25 protein-coding genes are annotated in these 23,247 nt (G+C 33.0%); 8 read left to right on the forward strand and 17 right to left on the reverse strand.

Going from position 1 to position 23,247, the window contains the following annotated elements:
* The first annotated feature begins 608 nt into the window (after nucleotides 1-608).
* A complete protein-coding gene (locus AB0A59_RS12400) occupies nucleotides 609-1,469 on the forward strand; it encodes a hypothetical protein (protein WP_458744219.1) in 861 nt (286 codons plus the stop codon).
* 46 nt (nucleotides 1,470-1,515) lie between these two features.
* On the opposite strand, the gene AB0A59_RS12405 is transcribed toward AB0A59_RS12400, so the two are convergent.
* The 4 genes from AB0A59_RS12405 to AB0A59_RS12420 all read right to left on the reverse strand — a co-directional run bounded on the left by AB0A59_RS12405 (nucleotide 1,516) and on the right by AB0A59_RS12420 (nucleotide 5,819).
* On the reverse strand, nucleotides 1,516-1,689 hold the full coding sequence (locus AB0A59_RS12405) for a hypothetical protein (protein ID WP_458744220.1): 174 nt from the start codon (nucleotides 1,687-1,689) through the stop codon (nucleotides 1,516-1,518).
* An 89-nt stretch (nucleotides 1,690-1,778) separates the two neighbouring features.
* Nucleotides 1,779-2,555, reverse strand: coding sequence for a right-handed parallel beta-helix repeat-containing protein (locus tag AB0A59_RS12410; RefSeq protein WP_458744222.1), 777 nt, complete (start codon nucleotides 2,553-2,555; stop codon nucleotides 1,779-1,781).
* Nucleotides 2,556-2,864: 309 nt separating this feature from the next.
* The gene (locus AB0A59_RS12415; protein ID WP_458744224.1) at nucleotides 2,865-3,584 is read right to left on the reverse strand and encodes a M48 family metallopeptidase; all 720 of its coding nucleotides are present in this window, start codon (nucleotides 3,582-3,584) and stop codon (nucleotides 2,865-2,867) included.
* Nucleotides 3,585-3,755: 171 nt separating this feature from the next.
* Nucleotides 3,756-5,819 carry a Y-family DNA polymerase gene (locus AB0A59_RS12420; protein ID WP_458744226.1) on the reverse strand — a complete coding sequence of 688 codons (2,064 nt, stop codon included), beginning with the start codon at nucleotides 5,817-5,819 and terminating at the stop codon, nucleotides 3,756-3,758.
* 469 nt (nucleotides 5,820-6,288) lie between these two features.
* Here AB0A59_RS12420 and AB0A59_RS12425 point away from each other — a divergent pair, with 469 nt between their 5' ends.
* A complete protein-coding gene (locus tag AB0A59_RS12425; RefSeq protein WP_458744227.1) occupies nucleotides 6,289-6,915 on the forward strand; it encodes a hypothetical protein in 627 nt (208 codons plus the stop codon).
* 47 nt (nucleotides 6,916-6,962) lie between these two features.
* Here the strand turns inward: AB0A59_RS12425 and AB0A59_RS12430 are convergent, their stop codons facing one another.
* The 7 genes from AB0A59_RS12430 to AB0A59_RS12460 form a co-directional block, all read right to left on the reverse strand.
* Nucleotides 6,963-7,508 (reverse strand): VOC family protein, encoded by a 546-nt coding sequence (locus tag AB0A59_RS12430; RefSeq protein WP_458744229.1) that lies wholly within the window; start codon nucleotides 7,506-7,508, stop codon nucleotides 6,963-6,965.
* Nucleotides 7,509-8,067: 559 nt separating this feature from the next.
* Complete coding sequence (locus tag AB0A59_RS12435) at nucleotides 8,068-8,352, reverse strand: hypothetical protein (protein WP_458744230.1); 285 nt, start codon at nucleotides 8,350-8,352, stop codon at nucleotides 8,068-8,070.
* A 210-nt stretch (nucleotides 8,353-8,562) separates the two neighbouring features.
* Nucleotides 8,563-10,218, reverse strand: coding sequence for a SagB/ThcOx family dehydrogenase (locus tag AB0A59_RS12440; protein ID WP_458744232.1), 1,656 nt, complete (start codon nucleotides 10,216-10,218; stop codon nucleotides 8,563-8,565).
* Between the two features lie 363 nt (nucleotides 10,219-10,581).
* Nucleotides 10,582-10,992 (reverse strand): response regulator, encoded by a 411-nt coding sequence (locus tag AB0A59_RS12445; RefSeq protein WP_458744234.1) that lies wholly within the window; start codon nucleotides 10,990-10,992, stop codon nucleotides 10,582-10,584.
* 131 nt (nucleotides 10,993-11,123) lie between these two features.
* Nucleotides 11,124-11,567: a hypothetical protein gene (locus AB0A59_RS12450; RefSeq protein WP_458744236.1), complete on the reverse strand. Its 444-nt coding sequence runs from the start codon at nucleotides 11,565-11,567 to the stop codon at nucleotides 11,124-11,126.
* A 511-nt stretch (nucleotides 11,568-12,078) separates the two neighbouring features.
* On the reverse strand, nucleotides 12,079-12,603 hold the full coding sequence (locus AB0A59_RS12455) for a hypothetical protein (RefSeq protein WP_458744238.1): 525 nt from the start codon (nucleotides 12,601-12,603) through the stop codon (nucleotides 12,079-12,081).
* Nucleotides 12,604-12,823: 220 nt separating this feature from the next.
* Nucleotides 12,824-13,273, reverse strand: coding sequence for a PPOX class F420-dependent oxidoreductase (locus AB0A59_RS12460; RefSeq protein WP_458744240.1), 450 nt, complete (start codon nucleotides 13,271-13,273; stop codon nucleotides 12,824-12,826).
* A 374-nt stretch (nucleotides 13,274-13,647) separates the two neighbouring features.
* On the opposite strand from AB0A59_RS12460, the gene AB0A59_RS12465 reads away from it, so the two are divergent.
* The gene (locus AB0A59_RS12465; protein WP_458744241.1) at nucleotides 13,648-13,914 is read left to right on the forward strand and encodes a hypothetical protein; all 267 of its coding nucleotides are present in this window, start codon (nucleotides 13,648-13,650) and stop codon (nucleotides 13,912-13,914) included.
* A gap of 233 nt (nucleotides 13,915-14,147) precedes the next feature.
* Here AB0A59_RS12465 and AB0A59_RS12470 read toward each other — a convergent pair whose 3' ends face one another.
* The 3 genes from AB0A59_RS12470 to AB0A59_RS12480 all read right to left on the reverse strand — a co-directional run bounded on the left by AB0A59_RS12470 (nucleotide 14,148) and on the right by AB0A59_RS12480 (nucleotide 16,357).
* Nucleotides 14,148-14,936 (reverse strand): ion transporter, encoded by a 789-nt coding sequence (locus AB0A59_RS12470; protein ID WP_458744243.1) that lies wholly within the window; start codon nucleotides 14,934-14,936, stop codon nucleotides 14,148-14,150.
* Nucleotides 14,937-15,244: 308 nt separating this feature from the next.
* Nucleotides 15,245-15,550, reverse strand: coding sequence for a hypothetical protein (locus AB0A59_RS12475; RefSeq protein WP_458744244.1), 306 nt, complete (start codon nucleotides 15,548-15,550; stop codon nucleotides 15,245-15,247).
* 366 nt (nucleotides 15,551-15,916) lie between these two features.
* Nucleotides 15,917-16,357 carry a hypothetical protein gene (locus AB0A59_RS12480; protein ID WP_458744246.1) on the reverse strand — a complete coding sequence of 147 codons (441 nt, stop codon included), beginning with the start codon at nucleotides 16,355-16,357 and terminating at the stop codon, nucleotides 15,917-15,919.
* A 212-nt stretch (nucleotides 16,358-16,569) separates the two neighbouring features.
* On the opposite strand from AB0A59_RS12480, the gene AB0A59_RS12485 reads away from it, so the two are divergent.
* From AB0A59_RS12485 to AB0A59_RS12495, 3 genes are all read left to right on the forward strand, one after another.
* Nucleotides 16,570-16,905 (forward strand): hypothetical protein, encoded by a 336-nt coding sequence (locus AB0A59_RS12485; RefSeq protein ID WP_458744248.1) that lies wholly within the window; start codon nucleotides 16,570-16,572, stop codon nucleotides 16,903-16,905.
* Between the two features lie 303 nt (nucleotides 16,906-17,208).
* Nucleotides 17,209-17,460, forward strand: coding sequence for a hypothetical protein (locus tag AB0A59_RS12490; RefSeq protein ID WP_458744249.1), 252 nt, complete (start codon nucleotides 17,209-17,211; stop codon nucleotides 17,458-17,460).
* Nucleotides 17,461-17,825: 365 nt separating this feature from the next.
* Nucleotides 17,826-18,830 (forward strand): adenylate/guanylate cyclase domain-containing protein, encoded by a 1,005-nt coding sequence (locus AB0A59_RS12495; protein WP_458744250.1) that lies wholly within the window; start codon nucleotides 17,826-17,828, stop codon nucleotides 18,828-18,830.
* Between the two features lie 305 nt (nucleotides 18,831-19,135).
* Here AB0A59_RS12495 and AB0A59_RS12500 read toward each other — a convergent pair whose 3' ends face one another.
* A complete protein-coding gene (locus tag AB0A59_RS12500; protein ID WP_458744252.1) occupies nucleotides 19,136-20,584 on the reverse strand; it encodes a hypothetical protein in 1,449 nt (482 codons plus the stop codon).
* A 358-nt stretch (nucleotides 20,585-20,942) separates the two neighbouring features.
* Between AB0A59_RS12500 and AB0A59_RS12505 the strand changes: the two genes are divergently transcribed.
* Entirely contained in the window at nucleotides 20,943-21,311 is a 369-nt protein-coding gene (locus AB0A59_RS12505) for an MGMT family protein (RefSeq protein WP_458744254.1), read from the forward strand.
* Between the two features lie 135 nt (nucleotides 21,312-21,446).
* Here AB0A59_RS12505 and AB0A59_RS12510 read toward each other — a convergent pair whose 3' ends face one another.
* A complete protein-coding gene (locus tag AB0A59_RS12510; RefSeq protein ID WP_458744256.1) occupies nucleotides 21,447-21,614 on the reverse strand; it encodes a hypothetical protein in 168 nt (55 codons plus the stop codon).
* Nucleotides 21,615-21,697: 83 nt separating this feature from the next.
* Here AB0A59_RS12510 and AB0A59_RS12515 point away from each other — a divergent pair, with 83 nt between their 5' ends.
* A complete protein-coding gene (locus AB0A59_RS12515; protein WP_458744258.1) occupies nucleotides 21,698-22,045 on the forward strand; it encodes a PadR family transcriptional regulator in 348 nt (115 codons plus the stop codon).
* Between the two features lie 132 nt (nucleotides 22,046-22,177).
* Here AB0A59_RS12515 and AB0A59_RS12520 read toward each other — a convergent pair whose 3' ends face one another.
* Nucleotides 22,178-23,119 carry a 6-bladed beta-propeller gene (locus AB0A59_RS12520; protein WP_458747610.1) on the reverse strand — a complete coding sequence of 314 codons (942 nt, stop codon included), beginning with the start codon at nucleotides 23,117-23,119 and terminating at the stop codon, nucleotides 22,178-22,180.
* Nucleotides 23,120-23,247 lie beyond the last annotated feature (128 nt).

Here is a 23,247-nt window from a genome sequence, read left to right on the forward strand (position 1 = left end):
GACATATAGAATCCTTTAATGCTCTTCACACCATATTTTTCGGTGTTTGACTGCAATCTATCGTAGATCCCTTTAAAGACCTCTTTATTTATGGTATTATTTAATGGACAAGATTCGGGACTATGGATAGCAAGTTTTCCAAAAAAGATTGTAAGTAATCATAGTTTTAACAAAGTACCTATATTTATAGAAATTGAAAAATTCATTCGACTCCGTCGATTAATAATACAATATTAAAGGGCATTTTATTTTCACCGATTACACCATATCTTTTGACTTGTGGTACACATCTAGAACATTTACATCAATAATTACTAACCATGGTTATGAATGAAGATGACTTCATAAAATATATTATTTAAACGAGAGCTAGTGCAATTGTTAAAGGTACTTATTGGGAGAAGTGATTTATACGATAGAGCAGATTCGATTTTAACAATCTAATGTACTTTTCAAAAAAATATGAAATTACAAATAGCAGTGATCGATAAAAACCATAAGAGAGGACTAAACAGCCCACAAATTTCGATTATGCAAAAAAAGTGACTGCTAATAGATAAATAGACCTTCAATTAAGGTAATTATGAAGGGCATTCACGTAAGATAAATTGGCAAGCGAAACAAATTATAAGAAAACATTAAAGTACCTAATAATTCTGATAATTTCGAGTATAATAGTTGTCGATTTATTCATAATATTAATTCCTGACGGACATTCTCAGCATGTTATTGCAATAATTAGTCTTAATATTACAGGTGCTACTGCAACGGGTTTGGGCGTAATCGCAGTTTTTAGACATGGAATTTCTGGAAGCCATGGAAAATCTTACTTGTTTTTAACAGTTGGTATTGCATTGTGGTTTGCAGCAGACTTGGGAATAATGTACTCTTATTTTGTCTTAAATGTGGATGAATTTAAGCAAATAACTCTATTGGATATATTTTGGTTAAGCGGGTACGTGTTTCTTATTTTTCATTTGATATCTATTATTAGAACAATAAGGATTAGAAACTTGTCTATAACTATTACAATTATTTCCGCGGTTATTATAGGATTTGTTATAATCAATTTTGTTAGCTTTCTACCTATACCAGAATCGCTCTTTAATAACGAGGAAATAAATATTGCTGAAAAAGGTTATGGATTGTCGGATCTTGTAATTACAATACTCTATCCAATTTTAGATTTATGTTTAATTGTTCCATCAATAACAATATTATTGAATGTATACAAAGAGTTTCACCATTCTGTACCTTGGGTACTTGCTTCGATTTCGTTATTGGTAAATGCGGTAGCAGATAACGGTTATACAAATGATTTCATCAACGGTTCAGCTTCTGCTTTACCGTGGGATTTATTTTACATTGCTGATTTTATAATTATGTCGGGAGCTCTATTTTGGTATAACAGATATCATATCACAGACCACCTTTCAAAAGAGAACAAAAAGAAGGAATACATCAATTAGCTGATTATTGTTTCTTCTTTTAACAACTTAATAATGGGTATATCATTCAGTTGGCCTTATCAGGATCTGGATCAATGTTTTCCTCTTTATCCTCAGCTTCATCATCTTCATCACCTTCAAAGTCGATATCGTCTTCCTCTTCTTCTATATCGTTATCATCGTCTTGTAGTTCATGGGTTTCGTCTTTGATTTCATCCCTTTCGGCATCTTGATTACTCATATGTCGAAACCTACTATACATACATGATATAAAAATTTTGAATAATTTATAGATTTAATATATTAAGGATTATGAATTATTGTAACTATTTATAGACACAGTGTTTCAGGTATACTTATAGCGCATGTGTTGTTTGAAATCAAATTATTGATATCGTCAAATTTTCCTCCATTTCCTATGTTTATATCTACACCAAAACTTCTTGTAAACTGATTTGAATTCAAGGTAGCATTTGTACTTTTAGTATCAACAAATATTCCGTTTAAGCTGCTGGATATATGATTACCATTTATTGTATTATCATGAGAACCAAATAGGGAAATAGAAGATATATCATTGGAATCAAACCTATTATCTGAAATGATAGAATCATCAATTGAGTAGAATTTTATTCCGGCAGTATTAGTATAGAACTCATTATTGTCGATTAAAATTCCCGAAGAATTGGTTGCATAAATGGAAATTTCGTTCCCGGTGAAATTTACTATAGATACATTAACATTTTTGGAGTTATTTATATAGACTCCAATTTGAAAATGACCAACTATTCCATTACCTTTCAGGGTAACATTCTCTTTATTTGATATCAAAATACCCGTATAAGGATTCAAGTAACCCGAACCTAAAATTGAAGAGTTATTTAAATAAATGACAGTATTATTGGTACTTATTGCTATGCCATTCTTAAAATCACAATCCAGGGACGTGTTTAGGGTATAAATCTTGCCAACATACGAATCACATGTAAATAGACTCGGATCTGGATTCACATTTTGGCCATTAGCAAGCTCGACATACAGTAGAATAAAAAATAGTGCAAAGATAACTACACACGTGGAAGGAATAAGAATCTCTAGCAATAGCACACAATTGATTGAAAGATCTGTTTTATTTATTTAGCGTTTAACATGACAAGTAATTTACAGTTAAGGCTCTGATTTTTTTAGAAAAGTTATGGATAAATGAAATCGAGGCACCATTCCAGACATATTCACTAAAAACTTTGCTATACCACTCCCGCCCCGATCCTCGAATAAACAGATATGGAAAAATAAATTCCTTTTGGCATAAAATACCGCTAGGACCGTAACAATGATTTATGTCTAATCTAATAAAGCAATGACAAGCTAACCAAAAAAACACAGAAATGGATTATTTGATCTTTAAAGAAGTCTCTATATGAGATAAGGGCCGTTGACTTTGAGCCACCTTATTTTGCTTTTATAATCATTCATATTGTCTGATACTATTTGCCAGAATCGCTTAGAATGATTTCTCTCAATGAGATGACTTAATTCATGTAATACGACGTATTCAATTACATGGAGTGGAGCCTTTAAAAGATGAATATTAAGATTTATCATATCATGGTGAGTCGCACTGCCCCACCTGCTTTTCAATTTCTTTAGTAATATTTTCTTAGGTGACACATTTAGAAGTTTAGAATACTTTACAATTAAAGGAGTAATAATCGAATAAGCCATGCTAAATAACCATTGTTCATAAATTCGCTTGACGTTTCTTTTATTCGTGTAAATAATGAATTCATCATTAGAGAAACTCAATTGATTCGAATTATATCCAATAATCCTTAATCGACAGTTCCTTCCAAGATATGGTAATGTAGAATTATTTTGGTAATTGGGTACTTTTATTACTGCATCGGGGTTATCTTGTTCTTTGATTTTTTGAATTATCCACTTTGCCTTTTTACTTACTAGTGACTCGATTTCTTTAATGGATGTTGATGTTGAAGTTCGTACATACACAGTACCATATTCAATCAAGATTTCATTAGTTTTTCTTCTTCTTCGTGTCCTAATTATTTGAAATTCTAAAATATCGTTGTCATAAATAATTTTATGTTTGAGGTTTAAGGAAGATGTTACGATCATAAAATATTGGCTATTAACAAATAGAATCTTGTTTTTATAAGTTTAAGGATCATAGAACATGTCAATGTCAATCATCAAGGTAAAAAATACATTATTCTTACTGCGTATTTATTTATAAAATATCCTAAATATCTATAATAATCAAAATTTAAGTAAAAAGTACTATAAACGTCAAATGAAATCCATTATTGATTTTTGAGAATTTTTTTTATCTCTATCTATCTTTGACAGATTGGACAATTTAATTCCAAGTTTTCTCACATAAATGGAATTTACATCATAATTATTAGTACCTTGAATATTTCCCTCGGTATTCTCTTCAGTGCTGTCATCATCCTTGAATTTGAATCGGTTCAACAATGTTCCCATAACAGATCTTATACTTTCTTTATTCATCTGATATGACGGAAAGGTAATTTCTCTAGTTTCAATAGAAAAATTAGACCTAACTAACTTAATTCCAACAGTTTTAAACTCGTATCCTTTCCTTCTTGCTCGTTCATAAATATTATCAGTCATATCATTAACAAGAATATTCAAAATATCACTTTTATTAATTAGGGGTTTTAACAATGTCTCCTCCGTACTTAAAGACAAGTTGTTTTCTCTAGGTATAACAAGTTCATTTTCTTTGCCATTTGCTATCTGCCACATCCACAATGCTTGTTTTTTACCAAATTTATCAACCAGTTTCTGGATATTCGAATCGGCTAATTGTCCTATAGTCTCAATTCCTATGTCTTTAAGTATCTGTGTAGTTTTTATTCCAACGCCCGATATGCTATCTACTGTCAGTGTAGATAAAAATGCGACAGTATTTTGCGGATAAACAATAGTAAGACCATCGGGTTTCTGAAAATCAGATGCAATTTTGGCAACTGACTTGTTTGACGCTACACCAATTGAGCAAATCAGTCCATTGCATTGTCTCCTGATAGAATCTTTAATATTTAATGCAAATTCCCGGATTGAAAGCTCTTTTTGTATGTCATGTTTAACGGTGTAATTATGAGGCATATTTTCCACTTCTTTCTCATCGACAAGATCATCTATTGAAATATTCTGTTCTTGATACTGCATAATTTGTTTAGTACAATCAATATATGCCTCATCTATACTAGTTTGTTCCAATACATCGGCATATTCCTCCAATAGCCGCATTACCTCTTGAGAGACCAAGTTGTAATATTCTTTGTCTACAGGTTTCAGTATAAGAGTAGGACACAATTCCTTGGCTTTTGATAAAGACATTGCAGATCTAACACCGTATTTTCGTGCCTCATACGAACAAGAAGCGACGGCTCCTCTAGTTATCAATTTGCCTTCTCTTTCAGGAGTCATTATTACGGCATGTGCCTTATCTTTGAGAGAAGGATCTCTCATTTCTTCACATGCTGGGAAAAAAGCATTCATATCGATGTGCATGATAATTTTTCCCGGCCAGATTTGAGTAGTAGAAGAAGTTTTTTGTAAATTTTCTGAAGAGTTAGCACTGCCAGGTTTGAAAGATATCAAATCTTGAATAAGATGAGCCGCAGAAGGATTACGGAGCACAATAATTGAATAATCAATAGCCTCATTGGTATGCTTTGGATGACCTGTTTCCCTTTCCTTTTGCTTTATCAAATTGATCCATCTCGAAGCTTTGTCATTATTTATAGTGACATTATCAAGGTTAAGAAAAATAAAATTAGAAGTAACAGCGGGATAATAATATTGATGTCCAGAATTTGACCAAGCAAAAGACGAATTATATCTTCTTAAAATATTGTAAGTTAATTCTTGGTACCACGTATTATTGATCCCAAAATCAACTGCTGTAGAAAATCCGTGATCGGTAGCGTAATGTAATATTCCCTCCAACCACGTACGTCCAGTATTTTGTAACGATACTTGTGGAGGCGGTGATAATAAAATTACAAGAATTTTTTCTTCTAACACATTTAAATCTCCTAAAAACCTTCCAACGGGTTCAAACTGGCCAGATGTTGCAGTTTTGTTAATAAGATTTTGAGGAATTTTTACTGTGAATCGAAAATCTTCCAAAGTTTCATTTGCCCATTTTTTTAAGGCAACAGAGCCTGGAGGGAACAAGCTCTTGCTAAGGTCAAGATGTACAAGATTGAATTGTTTAGAATAATACGAAAGATAATGCGTGGAATCCAATCCAGAAGGATAAAAATTCTTGGCCCATTCCTGGCCCTTCCATCCACAACAACCTATATAGTATTTCAATTTACCTTTCTCTTTTTATTTTCTATTCTACCAAGATTAATCTTACTTTCTCTAATCAGGTTTTCCCTGTCTATATTCTTGAGAGAAATTATGAAGTAGAGAAGGAGTAGAGTAAATAGCAAGAGTCAGATAGAAATTGGCAAAATAAAAAACATTCAAAGTCAAATTATTTTGAAATGAGTTCAAGCTTTTAAAGACTAATTAAAAGGAATCTGACAGACCATAACAATAGCAAAAAATGGTTAGTTGACTATATGATGATAATCAAAGATTATTATACCATTTTTCCTAAAGTGTAATAGATCAAATTCATTTTGTTAAATAATAAAAATTAATAGAATTATTTAGCATTATTATGATATATAAATAAGTTATATACAAATCTTTAAAAATAGTAATATTATATATTATTGTTTAAAAATATACGGGTAAAAGTTTGCAGATTAAACATCGATTAACATTATCTGTAATGATACTAACGATTTTACTATTTACTGTAACACCTCCTTCTTTCTTTGCCATCATTGGATATAGTGTATATGGAGAAAAGGATTTTGATCAATCTCAAAGAAATAAACAAAACTCAAACTGCGAGGCAGGAGAGGATAACAACAATTCATGTAACAACATAAGCATAACCAGACAAGGCAGTGGTGACAGTGATAGCGCAGGCGACAGTAGTAATGGAGGAGGAAATCAGGTTCAAGTATCTAAACAAAACTCAAACTGCGAGGCAGGAGAGGATAACAACAATTCATGTAACAACATAAGCATAACCAGACAAGGCAGTGGTGACAGTGATAGCGCAGGCGACAGTAGTAATGGAGGAGGAAATCAGGTTCAAGTATCTAAACAAAACTCAAACTGCGAGGCAGGAGAGGATAACAACAATTCATGTAACAACATAAGCATAACCAGACAAGGCAGTGGTGACAGTGATAGCGCAGGCGACAGTAGTAATGGAGGAGGAAATCAGGTTCAAGTATCTAAACAAAACTCAAACTGCGAGGCAGGAGAGGATAACAACAATTCATGTAATAACTTTGATATTAAAGAAATGATTAGCGATAGACTCAAAATGCTAAGACAAACTTAAGCAAGTATTTACTCTTTTGATATATCATGCTGAAATATTTTTGAATACTATTTTTGATAGTTTTCAGATCTCCAAAGATATTCGTAACCATGAGTATAGATATCTATGATATTTCCAAACGGATCCTCACATGATACTACCTTGAAAGGCTTGCCAGTTGTTAATTCCCATATTTGAGTTCTTTGTTTGCCACCACTATTAACAATCCTTTTTGTAGTTTCCTCTATATTGGGATCTGTTATGCATATATGAAAGAACCCGGTCTTCCAAAACTCAAAATTTTCCTCTCTTTTTTCTTCTTTAGGCTCAACGAATTCGAAAACTTCAAACCCAATTTGATTACCAAAGCTTAAATGAGCAATCTTTAATTTCTTAAAGTCCTGGCCGAATACATCTTGAAAGATCTTGCCTATATGAGTGTCGTCTGCAACGGCTTCGAAAGGTGGTTTCACTAAATTAAAACCTAAAACTTTGGTGTACCACTCTACTACTTCTTCAATATTAATCACACTTACAGCTATGTGGTTTAAATTACTAGGATATGGATACAATTTTGATTTATTGGTAGGTATTTCATTTGAATGCAAAGTCATTAGTATAGCAAATATTTTTTCCTCATAGTTTAAATTCGTTTCTGGAATTAAAATTACAATTAATGACTAAACCCAAACTAAAGATGGTGATATCTATACTTCCAGTGATTCTGAATCAACTATTGGAATTACATAAAATTTTACTGATATATGTGCATCATATAATGCATCCATCCGTTATATCTATCTGATAAGAATCATACCATTAATAGGGCACGTTAATTCAATTAAGAAACAACTCAATTTTTTGAAATTACTTCTTTAGTTGTTTATAATAGAAACGGTCAAGGTACTTTCTTATCCTTGATGCTACATTCTTTCCTTTATTATGTATGAAATTAGAAACATCTTATGCTTTAGGACAATCACATGTCATAAACTTTCTCGAGAGTAAAATATGAATTTTGACATTGTATTTTAATTCTATTAAACTTAATAACAAAAGGTCCACACATTTCATTGCTCAGATCTGAGGCGACCTTATAAATATTAAAAAAAATATTGCTACCTGTGAAGGGTAACACTATTTATGTTGGATTGTATCTTTACGGAGTAGACATTATTTGTTCTCTTCGTTAATTAGTTCAGTAGATATAGTTATCTTGCCATCTACTCTCCACTTAGCACCTCCTAGTTGTTTTCCATCAGGGCCATAAGCTTTTGGGATCTCAACTTCCAAATTTTCAAAGGAGTAAGTAACTTGCAAATCTTTGCCGGTCAATTTGTCTATGATTCCTGAAATTAATTCAGACCATTGTGAAGTGTGCTCTTTAGACGAGTTCTTTGACTGGTCAGAATTACTATTTTTATTTTCGTTTTCACCGTTATTAGAAAGTTCGCTCATGACTATTCATATTTATTAAGCTTTAAATAGATATCACCTCTATGAAATACATCTAATCTAGTGAGTTCTCCTGATCGTTTTGAAATGAAAGAATTGTGATCTCTCTTTTTATGTTTAAAAATGATAATCTATGAATATGTAGTTCAAAGCAATCGCTTCACAGGATCGTCATAAATTATTGGATGTAAATGAAGTCAAGGACCAGCTAATTTAACTAAATGTACTATATGTACTCATCATTTGTTCGCGTGTTAGTCTTACTGGTAATATTCTACCTGGTTTCGATCGGTATGATGGAATTCCGACTCCAATAGCAATCAATGTTTCCTTCTGTTTAGCATGAGGAGAGAAAAATTCAATCACTTCATTATCATAAAAAGTAGAACCTGATGCTCCTAGGCCATTGGCATAGGATAAAAGATAAATTTTTCCTGCGGTAATTCCTGCTTCCATCTGTGCGGCTCTATACCCCCTATTACCCAAAACATCAAGTACATGTTTAAGATCCGTCATTATGAATATCACAGCGCTTGCATCTGCAAAAAGAGATTGATCCAAGCAAAGATGTCCGGAAATATTACGACTCAGTCGATTCTTTAGCAAGTCAATGGAATTACTTCTTGTATTAAAAAAATATCCTCCCTTTTCAAGCCCATCAACAGCATTAACTATAAGATATAAATCGATTAAACTATTTGAATCATTTTTGTAATCCATTGGAGTTCCTCTAGTTGAATTCAAAAGGATATGAGCTAGAGTCAAAAAGGAGATCGATAGTCTTGAAAATTGCCTAGTTGAACCTCTCTTCAAAATGGTGTCTCCAATACCACAGCCATTGTCATGCATGGAAGGCTTGGGCAAAGCATACTGTCTCAAAGTACCAAGACCAGGATTACCTTTTTGATTCATTTCGTCTACTTCTGCTTTCCTCTGCTGATTAATCCAGTCGGATACCTGAGCATTGTCTAATAATTTAGAGCTGTCGTAAGCTTTCCAAATTTCAGGATAATCAATTTCTTCTAATGAAAGAGGATAAACTTTTGGAGCAAGTTTATCAAGAATCTTTTGACGAAGTGATTGCTCTGGGTTGACTTTGTCATTCAAAGAGTTTGCATCAATGGCTGCAATCAATATGGAGGCCTCTTTTTGTTCTTCTAGTCCCAGAAATTTGTTTAACTGGTCATCCAGAAATCCCATAATTAATCTTGTATAAAGTTTCATAGAGCCAGTAACGGCTAGCAGGTTAGAAACTATAACCCCTGCATCCCAAAACCAATGTCGATAAGATCGAGATTGATACTTCCATGCATTTCTCCATGCATAAGAAGTAAAGATCAAGGAAAGAGGAGATGTTGTAATATCAGTATTATTACCAGCAATAGATCCTAGAAGGTTTCTATAATCACCTTTATGAATCGCAGTCAGACTGAACTCACCTGGATTAAAATGATACACTCCTGCATCCAATTCAGCACCTAGACCTTTAGTAACCACGTAGATTTCTATCGGATAAAGAGCTCCTGTGGCAGAAGCAGCACGCATATAATAATCAACAGAATTAAACCGCATCACGCGAGTTATACCATAGGAATAAAATAACAGGGATGATAAATCAGATAAAGTAATAATTTTAGAATTATCCTTAGAAGAAGCTAATTGAGAAGGGACTTGTTTTTTGTCACCAAATGATTTATCGTTACTATATAAATTACTAACCGCCATAGCAGCATTCAATGTGGGATGAGAAAAATCAGTCGGAAGAGGCAAAGAAGTTAAGTCTTCATACACTTTGAAGGGTTTAGGCCGATTATTCCAATTCAAAAAGTAATTTGAATTCATAACACTAAATTCAGAATGTTTTGTCATTTCATGATAGTTAATCGAATATGAGATATCATAATTCATGTGATAAAAAGTTATAACAATTCCAACGTATTTAAATTAGAAAATTCATCATAAATTCTACGTCATCAATATTATCTTGTTTGTTCTACTATTACTATATCATTTACAATAGTAACAGAACTCAAGGCACTCATAACATTAAATCCATTGTAAGATCAAGAAGGAACATACAGGTTAATCTATAAATCACAAATTATAGGCGCATCTTATCTACATGTCGCATATTTACAGATCATAATGGTTCTTTTATCTTTTGTACATTGAGCAGATTGAATTCTGTTAAAATTTGATTCCAACCTTGTTTTCCTTAAGATCTGATAAAATTTATTTGATATGAGATTCGACAGGTTTCTTCATTAACAACATACTTACCTTTTCTACTATAGTAGTTGGACTGATTGGTTTTACCGCAAACTCATCTGCACCATAATCTAAAACTCTAGTCTTACTATTTTCGTTTTCAGCAAGTGCAAAAATCTTTACCTCAAGTGTTAATTTCCGTATATTTACAATTAACATTGGGCCTCTATCGGCGGCAATCGTGCCGTTAATCAAAATTGCATCCACCTTATTATTCAATTCCTTCAACTTATCAAGACCCTCTATAGCACTAGTAGTTTTGTACACCTTAAACTTGGCTAAAGTGAAATGACCTGCCAGTATACTAGCGACATCAATATCATCCTCTACTAATATAATAGAATGTTTATTATCTAGAGTGGATTCGGTTAGCAACTATATTGACAAACCACATCTCGGATAAATTAATCTTTCTAGAATCACGAAACTAGACATGTATATAATTGGTTGGTTGGTTTTATTCGCAGGTAATTCAAATTTAAAAATAATAAAGGTTGAACGGGTTTCTACTCAGAATCTATATCAAATGCAGGGGCGGGAACAATTACCACCGGTTTCCCAATCGATTTTATTAAAGTATTTTGAATTTGAACTAGGTTTTCCTGTATGGCAGTTTCATTGTCGTCGTTTAATGCCAAAATAGCATCATTTGTATAATTTAATAATCTTTCATTCATCAATGAATCTGAAGACTCTATTATAGAATCAGTTTGATTTGCCTGTGACGGTATTTGTTGTTCTGCTAAGGTAATTTCCTCCTGTGGGGGTTGACTCATATTTTGGTTGATTTGATTATTAGAGTCATCAGTAGCAGCAGTGGTATCAGTAATATTAGTGGTATTGGTGGTGGTGGTGGTATTTGCCACCATTTGACCATAACCGCTATATGTTGTTATACTTAAAATCATCATCAAGCTTATGGACATTATAATTGGAGCAACTATTTTCATAAACAATTTCACTACGATATGTATGTCAACAATATTCATATAAATGATTGGACTAACAATTGTAACGGCACAAAACCTAACAAGTATGATTCGGAGTAACGTTATTTGTTAAGGTCCATCATCAAGAAGCTTTCAAACAGGATGTGCATATATCGGTTGTTAGTTTAACTGGGAATGTCAACTCATAATTTACTCAAATTTCATATATAAGAGTAATCAAGTTTAGAGGTTCCCGAATAGACTATAGAACTCTAATTTAAGTCGAGTGGCACTGTTAAAATATTGATTTGTAATGAATATAAACCAAAGCAAGGTTGAATCTATTATCAAGTCCTAGAGTCATCAAAATTAAAACATCCAATCAACGTAAATAATTGTTATTTTAAAATTTTTTAGTTACTACTAAGTAAATGTTTAGTGACAACTTTACTGAATATTTTTATTTTATAAATAGAAAAATTGAACCTAAAAATGGATCTAATTCTAGTTTACTGGAGAGAATGGAAAACTCTCACTGTGTACCGTTTGCAGCTGATAGAGCATTACTCTGATTTTCAGGCTCTACATACTGTTCCTGTTCCATTCCTTGTCCAAATGAAGAATTATCACCTGCTATGGAAGTGTTATTAGCCAAGAGTTCTTGATTTCCAGCAGTCAAATTCTGTAATTCTTGAATGGATCCAATACCGGAAGATGTTTCGTTAGATGAACCGCCGCTGGAACCAGTGCTTGAAGTTTCGTTAGATGAACCGCCGCTGGAACCAGTGCTTGAAGTTTCGTTAGATGAACCGCCGCTGGAACCAGTGCTTGAAGTTTCGTTAGATGAACCGCCGCTGGAACCAGTGCTTGAAGTTTCGTTAGATGAACCGCCGCTGGAACCAGTGCTTGAAGTTTCGTTAGTTTGGTTACCACCCATCATTCCTGAAGTCAAATTACTAAAGGCTGAACCTATTTGATCTATAATATTTTGTGCATATGCCACCTGAACTATCGGTATAAACAATACTGAAAGCAGCAATAAAGATAGATATTTCATGATTATCCTTGTATATCATGATTTAAATAGTTGTACTTAATTATAAAATTTGAAAATACCGATAAGGTAGTTTAGTATTGGACTTGTTTTTCTTTTGTTTCTACCATTGAAACTAAATATCATTTTCAAGATTAATCTAACCTTTACGACAAAATTCTCAATGATTAAACAATAATAAAGGTAAAATGCCAAGGTTAATGGAAAATAATATTACACCTTACTATTGGGAAACCTCCTTCTGAGCAATTATTTTAGTGGGTTTTATTTTTACAATGCATTCTCCTTTAACGGCGTTTCTCTTACCATATGTTTCAGCATTCTCTTTTCCCATATATCGCTCAGCTATACGGCTAGTAAGCCTTAAAAGTTCGTCATAACTAGGGTTTTGATCTATTTCTGCCATTCCATTGATTATAACAAAAGAAAAAGGAGGTTTTTGATCATCTACACAGAGGCTGACTTTAGGGTTAGAAATCAAATGTTTTGCCTTCACTGAATTATAAAATGTTGTGAAAAAAATTGTAAAATCCTTATTATCATTGCTACTAGGATCATAGTTGATAAAAAACCAAACTGGAGCAACATGAGGTATACCATCTAAAGTTGCTGTGGATACTTTAGCGGTCATCGTACCAAGGTTTAAGAAGTTTATAACTTCTTCTGGATTCATTTGTGTCAAATCACTTCACAAAGAGTATTATAGTTCTCATTTAAAAACGTGAAATTCAGTTTAAATGATAAAAAGACTCACTAAAACAATCAAAAACTGTCAACTTGAAGAAAAAAGATTGCTAAAATCTAATATCAATATCCGAATTAACAAATGTGTCGCATTTGAATGAGTGTTTGTGCCAGCATTCAAATATTGTTTGTTTTATTTGTACAGTATTTTTATACTTAATTATTTATAATAGTAACAATATTATAGACAATATTGAAATCATCTTCTATTATGATTTAAGAGCAAATGTATACATAAAAATAATACAGTAATGAGTATCAAAACTATGATATATTAAAATTTAGGTATACATTTAGATAATAATGAGTAACATAACAAAAAACCATAAAGTCGGAATATTTGTAATGATGTCTATTGCAGCAGCCTTAATCGGTTCAGTAGTCACATTTGGCGACAACATGGCATTTGCAACCAAAAAACACAATGATGCTGAACAGGAAATTGAACAAGAACAAAAAAACGAGCAAAATGCACAATGTGTATCTGGAGAATTCACATTAGCATCATGTAACAATGTAGGTTTATTATTCCAGAATAATGAAGGCAACTTAGCCTTAAGTCAACAATAAGCCTCTTTCTTTTTTTTAATTTTGCTTTATACATAATATTCTACAAATTAATAATATTTTAAAAAAATTAGTTGTTACGAGTTTTTTCTTGAATATCAAGTTATATCAAAAAAATATATATTCATGATAGAAAAGGCATGAGATTTGAACTAAAGTTTTAGAAAAAGCAATTGATAAAATCAAAATGAATGATAGTAATGGTATCAGCACTTCAGACTACACACATTCAAAAACTAAGTTGAGATTCTTGATTCCAAATCTTCAATTTTCTTCCTTATTTCCTTTATTTCAAATAATATTTCCTGCTGAGTAACAGGATTAGCTATATCCATTTCCAGATGTTTGTACGCTTCCTCAGATTTTCTTACGATTACGGCTACGAAAATATTAATTACTATAAACGTTCCTATTACTATGAAACTAATAAAGAAAATCCCATATAGGGGATTTACAAGAGTAGCTGGCGACATAACTTCTATCCATCCCTCCAGAGTTAGTATTTCAAATAAGGTCAACACAGATTTGGGTAAGGATCCCCAATGAACTGGATCTATGTCACTAAATAAATGATATCCAGCTATACCATACATGAAAAAGAGTAGGGCTAAAAGTAAAAATATATTTACCATACTTGGGATTGATTTCATAATTGTCATGATGACAGCAGACATTTCCTTAGATCTGTTTGTTAGTCGCGTTACTCTCAGAAGTCTTATTAAACGAGCGATAGTTGTGTATCCTCCGAGAGGCAGCAGAGAGAGTACTATTATTGAAAAATCCAAAATATTCCAACCATTCTTGAAATAAGTTGAGAAGTGTGGATAGGAGGAAGATATTTTTAAAGCGGCTTCGACAATGTAAACAACCAATACTATAGAACTAATAAATTCAAAAATTGAATAATAGTCATTAAAAGCTGGAATTGTTTCTAATACTAAAACTGCGGCTTGCAATAATATTACTAAAGTTATGAAATTATCAAAGGCAGGATAATTAATTATTTTTCTTATCGAAGTAAGCATACTATGTCAATAGTTCTATTTGAGAATATTTTTAATTTTGGATTTGTGGTAGCAGATTATAATATATGTCTATGAATATTACTCTTACTTCTTATTCGACTCCTGCATGGTCTTTATGGTATAGAAGATACGCATCAATTTGTAATATTTTATGGTCCACTACTATCTAATAGAATATTCCCGTTCAACTTAGGCTATGAAGATTTTATATGTAAAATTTATGTGAAAAGTAGAGCATATTGGAACATATGAATATGATTCAATTCCTTCGCCGAGGTTTTGAATGAATCATAACTCAAGATAAAAGACTAGAACGGATCAATCATGGTAATTTTTTTCACACCGACATCAAATACCATGTAAAAATCTTCAGCGATCTGGATAATATCCCCCATAGTTATCTTGGAATGATGACGTTTGTATTTTAGCGGAACTCCAAACGGATTTACCTCTTCTAAGAATTTTATCCATACTCTCCCTGGATTAAGAATATTCTTAAATTCTACTTCCCATACTAGTTCATAAATTGTAAAGAGTGCTTGTCGACTTAATTTACTTGAACCAAGTATGATTGCAGGATTAGTTTCTTTATAAAAATAAACTCTGACTATCATAAAAGGTAACTATATACTTTGTATGAGCTATGGGGTATTAATACTGCTACGATTTAGGATGAATCTATACTAAAATATCAAAAGGAAATTATTGTGATGAGGAAAAATAATGTATCTAGAATTCCCTCTTCAATCAATTATCCTTTATTCTTTTATTTTGTTTCCCCCAGTTCACTAGGTCGTGAGGATCAAATATTCATCCTTTGGAAGTTGAAGCAACTATTTATCATAATTCATAAATATGTTAAAGTTATATAGGTATCAAGTTCTCTCATGGGTGCTTATCTAGCAAACATGATTAGAGCCCCTTAAGGGCTCCAAATAATAAATCATCTTAATTCTGCAATGTCAGAAAGAAAAAGATGCCTATCCCTGTGCTAATGCGTTATTTCCTGTGTTTTTCTGATTTTGGACATTGATGTTGTTTCCAGAACCCATTGTGTCACCACCTGATACAACAAAGCTGTTTTGACTTGAAGATTGTGATTGGCTGATACTTTGTTCTGCAGAGTTGCCACCCTGTTCACCTTGTAGTGCTAGTGCGTTGTTTCCAGTGTTCTTTTGGTTTTGGAAGCTTACATCATTGCATGATAAGAAGGTAGTTGCACCAGAAGCACATAAAGCGTTTTGGACTGATGCTTGTGATTGAGGGATTGACTGTGTAGATGTATTTCCATTTTTCTTTTTAGTTGCAAAGGCGTCATCCATGGCCACTATAGGGCTTGCGATTAGTGCTAATGCGACCACTATTACAATCGATACTGTTAGAAGGAGTTTTTTGTTTTGAATATTTTTTGCTTTATTCACACCTTGACTACACTAAAAAATATATTGGGTTTACTAACTGATTGTAATACTCTAATATTCTAGCAGTTTTGGAATTACAAATCGTTTGTAAGAATAGAAATTTTAAGGCTTCTCCAGAGCCGCTACTTTATAGAACTGTGAAGACATTGTATCGAAATATAAAAGAACATTAAACTAATAAATAGTCTAAAAAGCTAAATTATTATTTATTTATGAACAAATTCAGATTTCAAACAGACAAACCAAATATTTCATTTGAAAGTCATTTGGTAAATTTAAGTAAAGATACAGAAACATTACTGGTCAATTTAAGGGACTTTGTTTTATCTCTAGGAGACAATGTGATTGAAGAAGTTAGACCTCATAGGATAGTCTATGCAAAGTCATTGACATTTAGATATTTTCTAGATATTTGTCCCAGGAATAAAGATCTAATAATTTCGATAAGGAGGAGCAGGAAAGAACCTGCAAAAGAATATGTTGTTAATAATAGCCAGGAGATTCAAAGTATTGAAACAGAAATTATAGAAGCTTATAGTGCAATTTGAAGATTGTTTCATTGTCAAATACTGATTTATATTTCTCAACTAAATGCATTTGACATATCTCCATTATAAAGAAACCTTAAATATAATGCAACTTTATACTTTTCCTTTCAATTAAAAAATTATGCCGTTATTAATATTGGGGATTAGAAATAGAGACACTGATCGCAATCAGGGTATACTATTGCAGATAATGTCACAATAGCAACTTAGATAAGGATTTCAAAAGGACAAAGATTAGGTACACCATCACCCTATTGCTTAAGAAGAGAATAATAAAATACTAGAGAAACCTAGATTAAATATTTGGATGCATACTTAGAAGAAGAATTGATTGATTTGTTCACACACTACTTGCAAAACCCCAACACGGCGGATTTAGAAACAAAGAAACAACGCATGAAGGAAATCGGAACAGAATTGTATAATGATGGTGGAAATGATGCAATGGAAAATATGTTCTATTCGGTAGAGATGAGAATAAAAGAGGAAATTGGAAAAGATATTAAAGAATATAGACCTTGGTGGAATGGTGTTTCAGAAGACTGGAAATATTAAATACATATAAATTTTCAGGGGATCAGATTTTGAAAGAATCTCCTATAATAAATAGAATTTTATCCAATTAATTAATAATAATATGAAATTGGACGAGTTAAAACAGCACTACTATAGTTTTTATTCATTCTAAATACACCTGTTGCTCCCCCTTCTCCACTTTCCACTTTCCACCTTCTTCTTTCCGGTGGTTCTTTCTTTTCAAATCATCTTACCATAGGAGCGAATACAGATTTAGAATATTTGTAAATTTGAATGATGGTTATGAAAGATAGTTTTAGTAAATAGAATAAAAATAAGAAAATCGATTTGATTTCGTAAGATATCACCTTTATATCTAATGAATAAAATTGAATGATATATTGGTGAATAAATTGCCTGAAGCTACAAATCAAAAAAATACTATACTCAATTTATATAATTCAGGAATCGAACCAGAAATAATTTCACTTGAATTAGATATCAGTGAAGACATAATAAAAGATATTATTAGTAATGAGAATAAGGGAGATCGTGGACGTACTAACAATAATCTATCAAATTATCTATTGAATAAGTTCTATCTTGATGCAATTATAGATGTCAATTCAGTCATAAAAGAAGCCCAATTCAGAGCATGGAATGCACTCAAAGCAAAACCCGAACTAAATATCATATTAAAAGAAACGCAGAATATTTTGGAACAGAACGCAGAATCTAAATTGAGACTAGTGATGTTACATATTGATTTGGTTGGCTCTACGAAAATGGCGTTAACTTTACCAATAGATCGATTGACCACCATAATAAGATCATTTGCACAGGAAATGACAAATATAATCTCATTGTACGGCGGTTATGTCTTAAAATATATTGGAGATGCAGTTTTGGCTTTTTTTGTTATAGAAGATACTACTCGTAATGGACAATACACAGACAAAGTGATTAATGAGGGAAATGATTCTGAAAACAATAATGGTTTCGCCGCCCTTCAATTCAGTAATGGAATTGGTTGTGCATTGACCATGATCAAAGTAATTAAAGAAGGAATCAATCCGATCTTGAATCAATATGACTATCCTGAGCTGAAAGTAAGGGTAGGAATTGATTATGGTGAAGTTGCTGTCGTTCAATATGGAATTGACATTTACGAATTGGAGAAAACAATACTAAAAACGCCGCATTTAGACCTTATAGGATACACCATAAGTGTGGCAGTCAAGATGACGTCCCTTGCAGAGGCCGACCACATTGTTATTGGTCAAAAATTATATGATCAATTAGATACCAATTATAAAGATTCCTTTAGACAATTGAAAACTAATACTGAAATATGGAACTACTCCAATCATACTGACGGCGAGCTTTATAATATCTTTACCAATAATTAGTCAAACTAATGCTTATCTTATTGGCAATCCTAACTGTGGTCCAACCGATTTCGATTATTATCTGATGAGACGTACTTTCTTTTGCCTACATCTACTAGATTAGGATAATATTTTCTCGAATATTAGTAGTTTCAAATAACCTATTAAATCACTTTTAGATTCTAAACTAAAATGATAAAATGGTATGAACACAGATATTATTTGAATAAAATGTAATAAAGAGAATTTTGACACATACTATTAGAAATGCTTTAAAATTATTTTTAAAATTACTTACAGGAAAATCAAATGTAAAAAAAAGAGGCTTATTGTTGACCTAATGCGTTATTTCCACTATTTACCTGGTTTTGAAAGTTTTCATTGTCACATGATACAATAGCATCTTTACCAGAAACACATTGTGCGTTTTGGTTAGAGGATTGGGATTGACCTATGCCTTGGTTAGCACTGTTACCGTCACCTTTACCACTACCACCACCTTGTTGACCGGCTGCATTATTTCCGCTGTTTGCTTGGTTTTGAGTGTTCGTGTTGCTACATGAATTGCTTAGAGAGCCGCCTGCTACACATTGTGCGTTTTGGTTAGAGGATTGGGATTGGCCTATGCCTTGGTTAGCACTGTTACCGTCACCTTTACCACTACCACCACCTTGTTGACCGGCTGCATTATTTCCGCTGTTTGCTTGGTTTTGAGTACTGGTGTTATTACATGAATCAGCTACGCTTCCTCCAGAAACACATTGTGCGTTTTGGTTAGAGGATTGGGATTGGCCTATGCCTTGGTTAGCACTGTTACCGCCACCTTTACCACTACCACCACCTTGTGCTGCTGCATTACTTCCGCTGTTTGTTTGACTTTGAGTACTGGTGTTATTACATGAATCAGCGGTATTTCCTCCAGAAACACATTGTGCGTTTTGGTTAGAGGATTGGGATTGGCCTATGCCTTGGTTAGCACTGTTACCGCCACCTTTACCACTACCACCACCTTGTTGACCGGCTGCATTACTTCCAGTGTTTGCTTGGTTTTGAGTGTTTGCGTTATTTCCTGAACCAGAAGTGCTGCCACCAGATACTACACCGCTGTTTTGGTTAGAGGATTGGGATTGGCCTATGCCTTGGTTAGCACTGTTACCGCCACCTTTACCACTACCACCACTTTGTGCTGCTGCATTATTTCCGCTGTTTGCTTGGTTTTGGTCATTTACATTGTTTCCTGAACCAGTTGTGTTGCCACCAGATACTACACCGCTGTTTTGGTTAGAGGATTGGGATTGGCCTATGCCTTGGTTAGCTTGATTGCCACCGCCGCTGCCACTACCGCTACTACTACCACCTTGTTGGGCTAATGCATTGTTTCCGCTGTTTGCTTGATTTTGTGCATTCAAATTATTACAAGAAACAAAAGTACCAGTCCCTGATACACAAAGAGCATTTTGGTTAGAGGATTGGGCTTGACCAATTGCTTGGTTAGCGGCGTTACCACCGCTACCACTACCACCTTGTTGGGCTAATGCATTGTTTCCAGTGTTAGTTTGATTTTGTGCATTCACATTATTACAAGAAAAAAGGGTACCAGTCCCTGATACACAAACACCTAGCTGGTTTGAACTTTGTGATTGGCCTATGCCTTGGTTAGCTGTGTTGGTTGTAGCAAATGTATTCATTGACATCGAAGTTGGCCCTATCAGGAGTAATACGGATAATGCTATTACTGCTGTGAATGGCGCTAAGATATTTTTTTTATTGTTCATTTTATATTGAATAATAGATTTGTTCACACCCTTATAAATATAAAATAAGTATATGTGGTTTCCTAACAAGTTGCAATATTCTAATACTCTAGGATTTCTAGAATTTTGAACACTAACAAGAAGTATTATTGATAAAGTCATGCAATAGATTTAGATCGTATTTATAAAAAATTAATATGGAAAAAAAATCAAAATGAGAATAATGATAAAAATTGATCTAGTCCAATTTGTTTTACCCCGTATTACCTTTCTATAATTCATGAGGGGCCAAATCCATAACATGTGACAGTATAAGAATATATGATATCATGCTATCAGACTTGAATATATTTAAATAATATCTAAAGTTATTACATATATGAAGCGAGTTGACCACAATCAGGACAAAAATATTAGCGAAATACCCTCAGCTAAGCCAATAACCAGTGAAGATGTCTATAACATGCTATTAACCATTCCTAAAGGCAAAGTTTCTACCTATGGAGATCTTGCTAAAGCCCTTGGATACCCGACCGCTTCAAGGTATATAGGAAGAATTTTAGGCAAGAATCCAAATCCGATTAAAGTACCTTGCCACCGGGTAGTTATGTCCAATGGTAAAATAGGTGGATATGCTTTAGGGATACAGAAAAAGAAAGAACTATTACATAATGAAGGAGTCATTTTTGCCGAGAAGAATAAGATAAACGAATTTAAAAATGTACGTTTTTATCCAAAGGTCGGTTAATGCAATTAGATTAACTGCAAGCTCTCCTGCCAATATACCTATCATTAACATAAACTACTTACTATTTGTAGGCGGTTAGAAAATATAAAGTTACTAAAATATGGCAAAAAAACATAAAAATATAGATTAAAAAAGTTATGATGCCTCTAACTCTTTAATCCTTTCTGATACTCCTTTGACTTCTCTCTCTAAATCAATTCTATATTCCTTCAATAAATCTACTTTTTCCTCACGTGTTAAGAAACTTCTTGACTTTTGTACTCCAACTGTGTTTATACCGCTGTAATTACAACCACAACCCATTATTTCACCCCCTCATCCATTCCATCGGACATACGATACATAGGATAGAGGGTGTATTTATATATATCGGATACCCAATATCTATGTTATCAATGCGCGGAGAGAGAGGAGACTCAGGTAGAGAAGATGAAGGGGAAGGAGACTGCTGCGACATGAGGGGAATGTTAGGCTTTCTGATCCTTTTCTTACTTTCGAAAAAACCAATGCACGGTCAAGAGCTAGCGGCAGAAATTGCAATTAGAAAAGGCGAAAAGAAACTAAGTCCCGGAACAATATATCCGGCACTAAAAGGTTTAAAAGAACTGGGTTTCATCGTTGAGGAAAGAGACGGAAAAACAATAGTTTATAGTTTAACTGATAAAGGTGAGAAGGCTTTGAAATTAGCAAAAAGAAAATTTATAAAGACTTTTTTTGGTATCTTCCCAGAATAATATGCTATACAATAAAATCTTCATAGAATATTGAATCCATTATAAAAAAAATAAGACTATTTCACAAACAAAATTTGTCAAAAAAAGATTATCAAATTGTCTTGTGATCCCTAGGTAACTATAGTTTTTCAATCAATTAGAAGGAATAAACAACTGTACGTTGTTATTGGTTGTATCTGCGACATATACACGTCCATTGGAATCAATTGTTATACTCTCAGGTTTTGAAAATTCTCCAAGACCCTCTCCCATTTGTCCAAATTCTGTGACATAAGTACCATTGTTGGAAAATACCTGGATTCTCTGGTTGTCAGAATCTGTCACATACAGATTTTTGGCATTGTCAAATGCGATTACTGCCGGATGATTAAATTCTCCAGCACTCCTTCCTTCTGTTCCCCATTCCTTAAGATACGTACCGTTATTAGAGAATACTTGAATTCTATTATTCCCATAATCAGGTACAAAAACATTATTTTCCTTGTCAACCGCTATGTCCCAAGGCATATCAAATTCACCATTCCCTGCACCCCTGCTACCCCATGATGTAATGAATGTACCGTTATTGGAGAACTTTTGAATGATATTAAGATCTCTATCGGAAACAAAGACGTTATCTAGGGAATCCACGGCAATGCCATGTGGATGCAGAAAATGTACACCCTTATCTTCATCTTCCCCCCACGATGTAATGAATGTACCGTTATTGGAGAACTTTACAACCCGTTTATTATTTTGATCGGTAATGTAAACATTACCACCTTTATCTATCTCACTGCTATGAGGATGATTTAATGGAATTCCATTTACAGATCGATTCTCCCATTTTAAAATAAAATTTCCATTAATATCATATTTCTTTATTTCATTTGACTGAATATCGTTTACGTATAAGTTATCATTACTATCAACTATTATTCCTTCAGGCTGAAAAATTTGGGAAGAATTTGAGTTTTCTGTTTGTGAAGACACTTCTCTTTCAAAATTAAATTTTGTATCAGGGGATACCAGGGCCAATAAAGAGACTTCATTATTTTGAGCAAAAACAATAATAGCCGAGTAAAATGACGACATCAAAACAATAAATACAGTGCAACACAGAATTAACATGTATTCAGTTGACATAAGAATTCACATATTGATATTGTGATCGATATATAATATTTAACTTAAATCCATATTCATGCAGAAATATATAAAGA

Source organism: Candidatus Nitrosocosmicus sp. T (assembly GCF_054408485.1).

Coding starts and splice junctions, on each gene's coding strand:
- AB0A59_RS12405 (WP_458744220.1), bottom strand. CDS start 1,689: ATGAGTAATCAAGATGCCGAAAGGGATGAAATCAAAGACGAAACCCAT.
- AB0A59_RS12425 (WP_458744227.1), top strand. CDS start 6,289: ATGATACTAACGATTTTACTATTTACTGTAACACCTCCTTCTTTCTTT.
- AB0A59_RS12415 (WP_458744224.1), bottom strand. CDS start 3,584: ATGATCGTAACATCTTCCTTAAACCTCAAACATAAAATTATTTATGAC.
- AB0A59_RS12470 (WP_458744243.1), bottom strand. CDS start 14,936: ATGCTTACTTCGATAAGAAAAATAATTAATTATCCTGCCTTTGATAAT.
- AB0A59_RS12505 (WP_458744254.1), top strand. CDS start 20,943: ATGAAGCGAGTTGACCACAATCAGGACAAAAATATTAGCGAAATACCC.
- AB0A59_RS12520 (WP_458747610.1), bottom strand. CDS start 23,119: ATGTCGTCATTTTACTCGGCTATTATTGTTTTTGCTCAAAATAATGAA.
- AB0A59_RS12450 (WP_458744236.1), bottom strand. CDS start 11,567: ATGAAAATAGTTGCTCCAATTATAATGTCCATAAGCTTGATGATGATT.
- AB0A59_RS12510 (WP_458744256.1), bottom strand. CDS start 21,614: ATGGGTTGTGGTTGTAATTACAGCGGTATAAACACAGTTGGAGTACAA.
- AB0A59_RS12435 (WP_458744230.1), bottom strand. CDS start 8,352: ATGAGCGAACTTTCTAATAACGGTGAAAACGAAAATAAAAATAGTAAT.
- AB0A59_RS12460 (WP_458744240.1), bottom strand. CDS start 13,273: ATGAATCCAGAAGAAGTTATAAACTTCTTAAACCTTGGTACGATGACC.
- AB0A59_RS12515 (WP_458744258.1), top strand. CDS start 21,698: ATGTTATCAATGCGCGGAGAGAGAGGAGACTCAGGTAGAGAAGATGAA.
- AB0A59_RS12440 (WP_458744232.1), bottom strand. CDS start 10,218: ATGACAAAACATTCTGAATTTAGTGTTATGAATTCAAATTACTTTTTG.
- AB0A59_RS12485 (WP_458744248.1), top strand. CDS start 16,570: ATGAACAAATTCAGATTTCAAACAGACAAACCAAATATTTCATTTGAA.
- AB0A59_RS12430 (WP_458744229.1), bottom strand. CDS start 7,508: ATGACTTTGCATTCAAATGAAATACCTACCAATAAATCAAAATTGTAT.
- AB0A59_RS12500 (WP_458744252.1), bottom strand. CDS start 20,584: ATGAACAATAAAAAAAATATCTTAGCGCCATTCACAGCAGTAATAGCA.
- AB0A59_RS12455 (WP_458744238.1), bottom strand. CDS start 12,603: ATGAAATATCTATCTTTATTGCTGCTTTCAGTATTGTTTATACCGATA.
- AB0A59_RS12475 (WP_458744244.1), bottom strand. CDS start 15,550: ATGATAGTCAGAGTTTATTTTTATAAAGAAACTAATCCTGCAATCATA.
- AB0A59_RS12465 (WP_458744241.1), top strand. CDS start 13,648: ATGAGTAACATAACAAAAAACCATAAAGTCGGAATATTTGTAATGATG.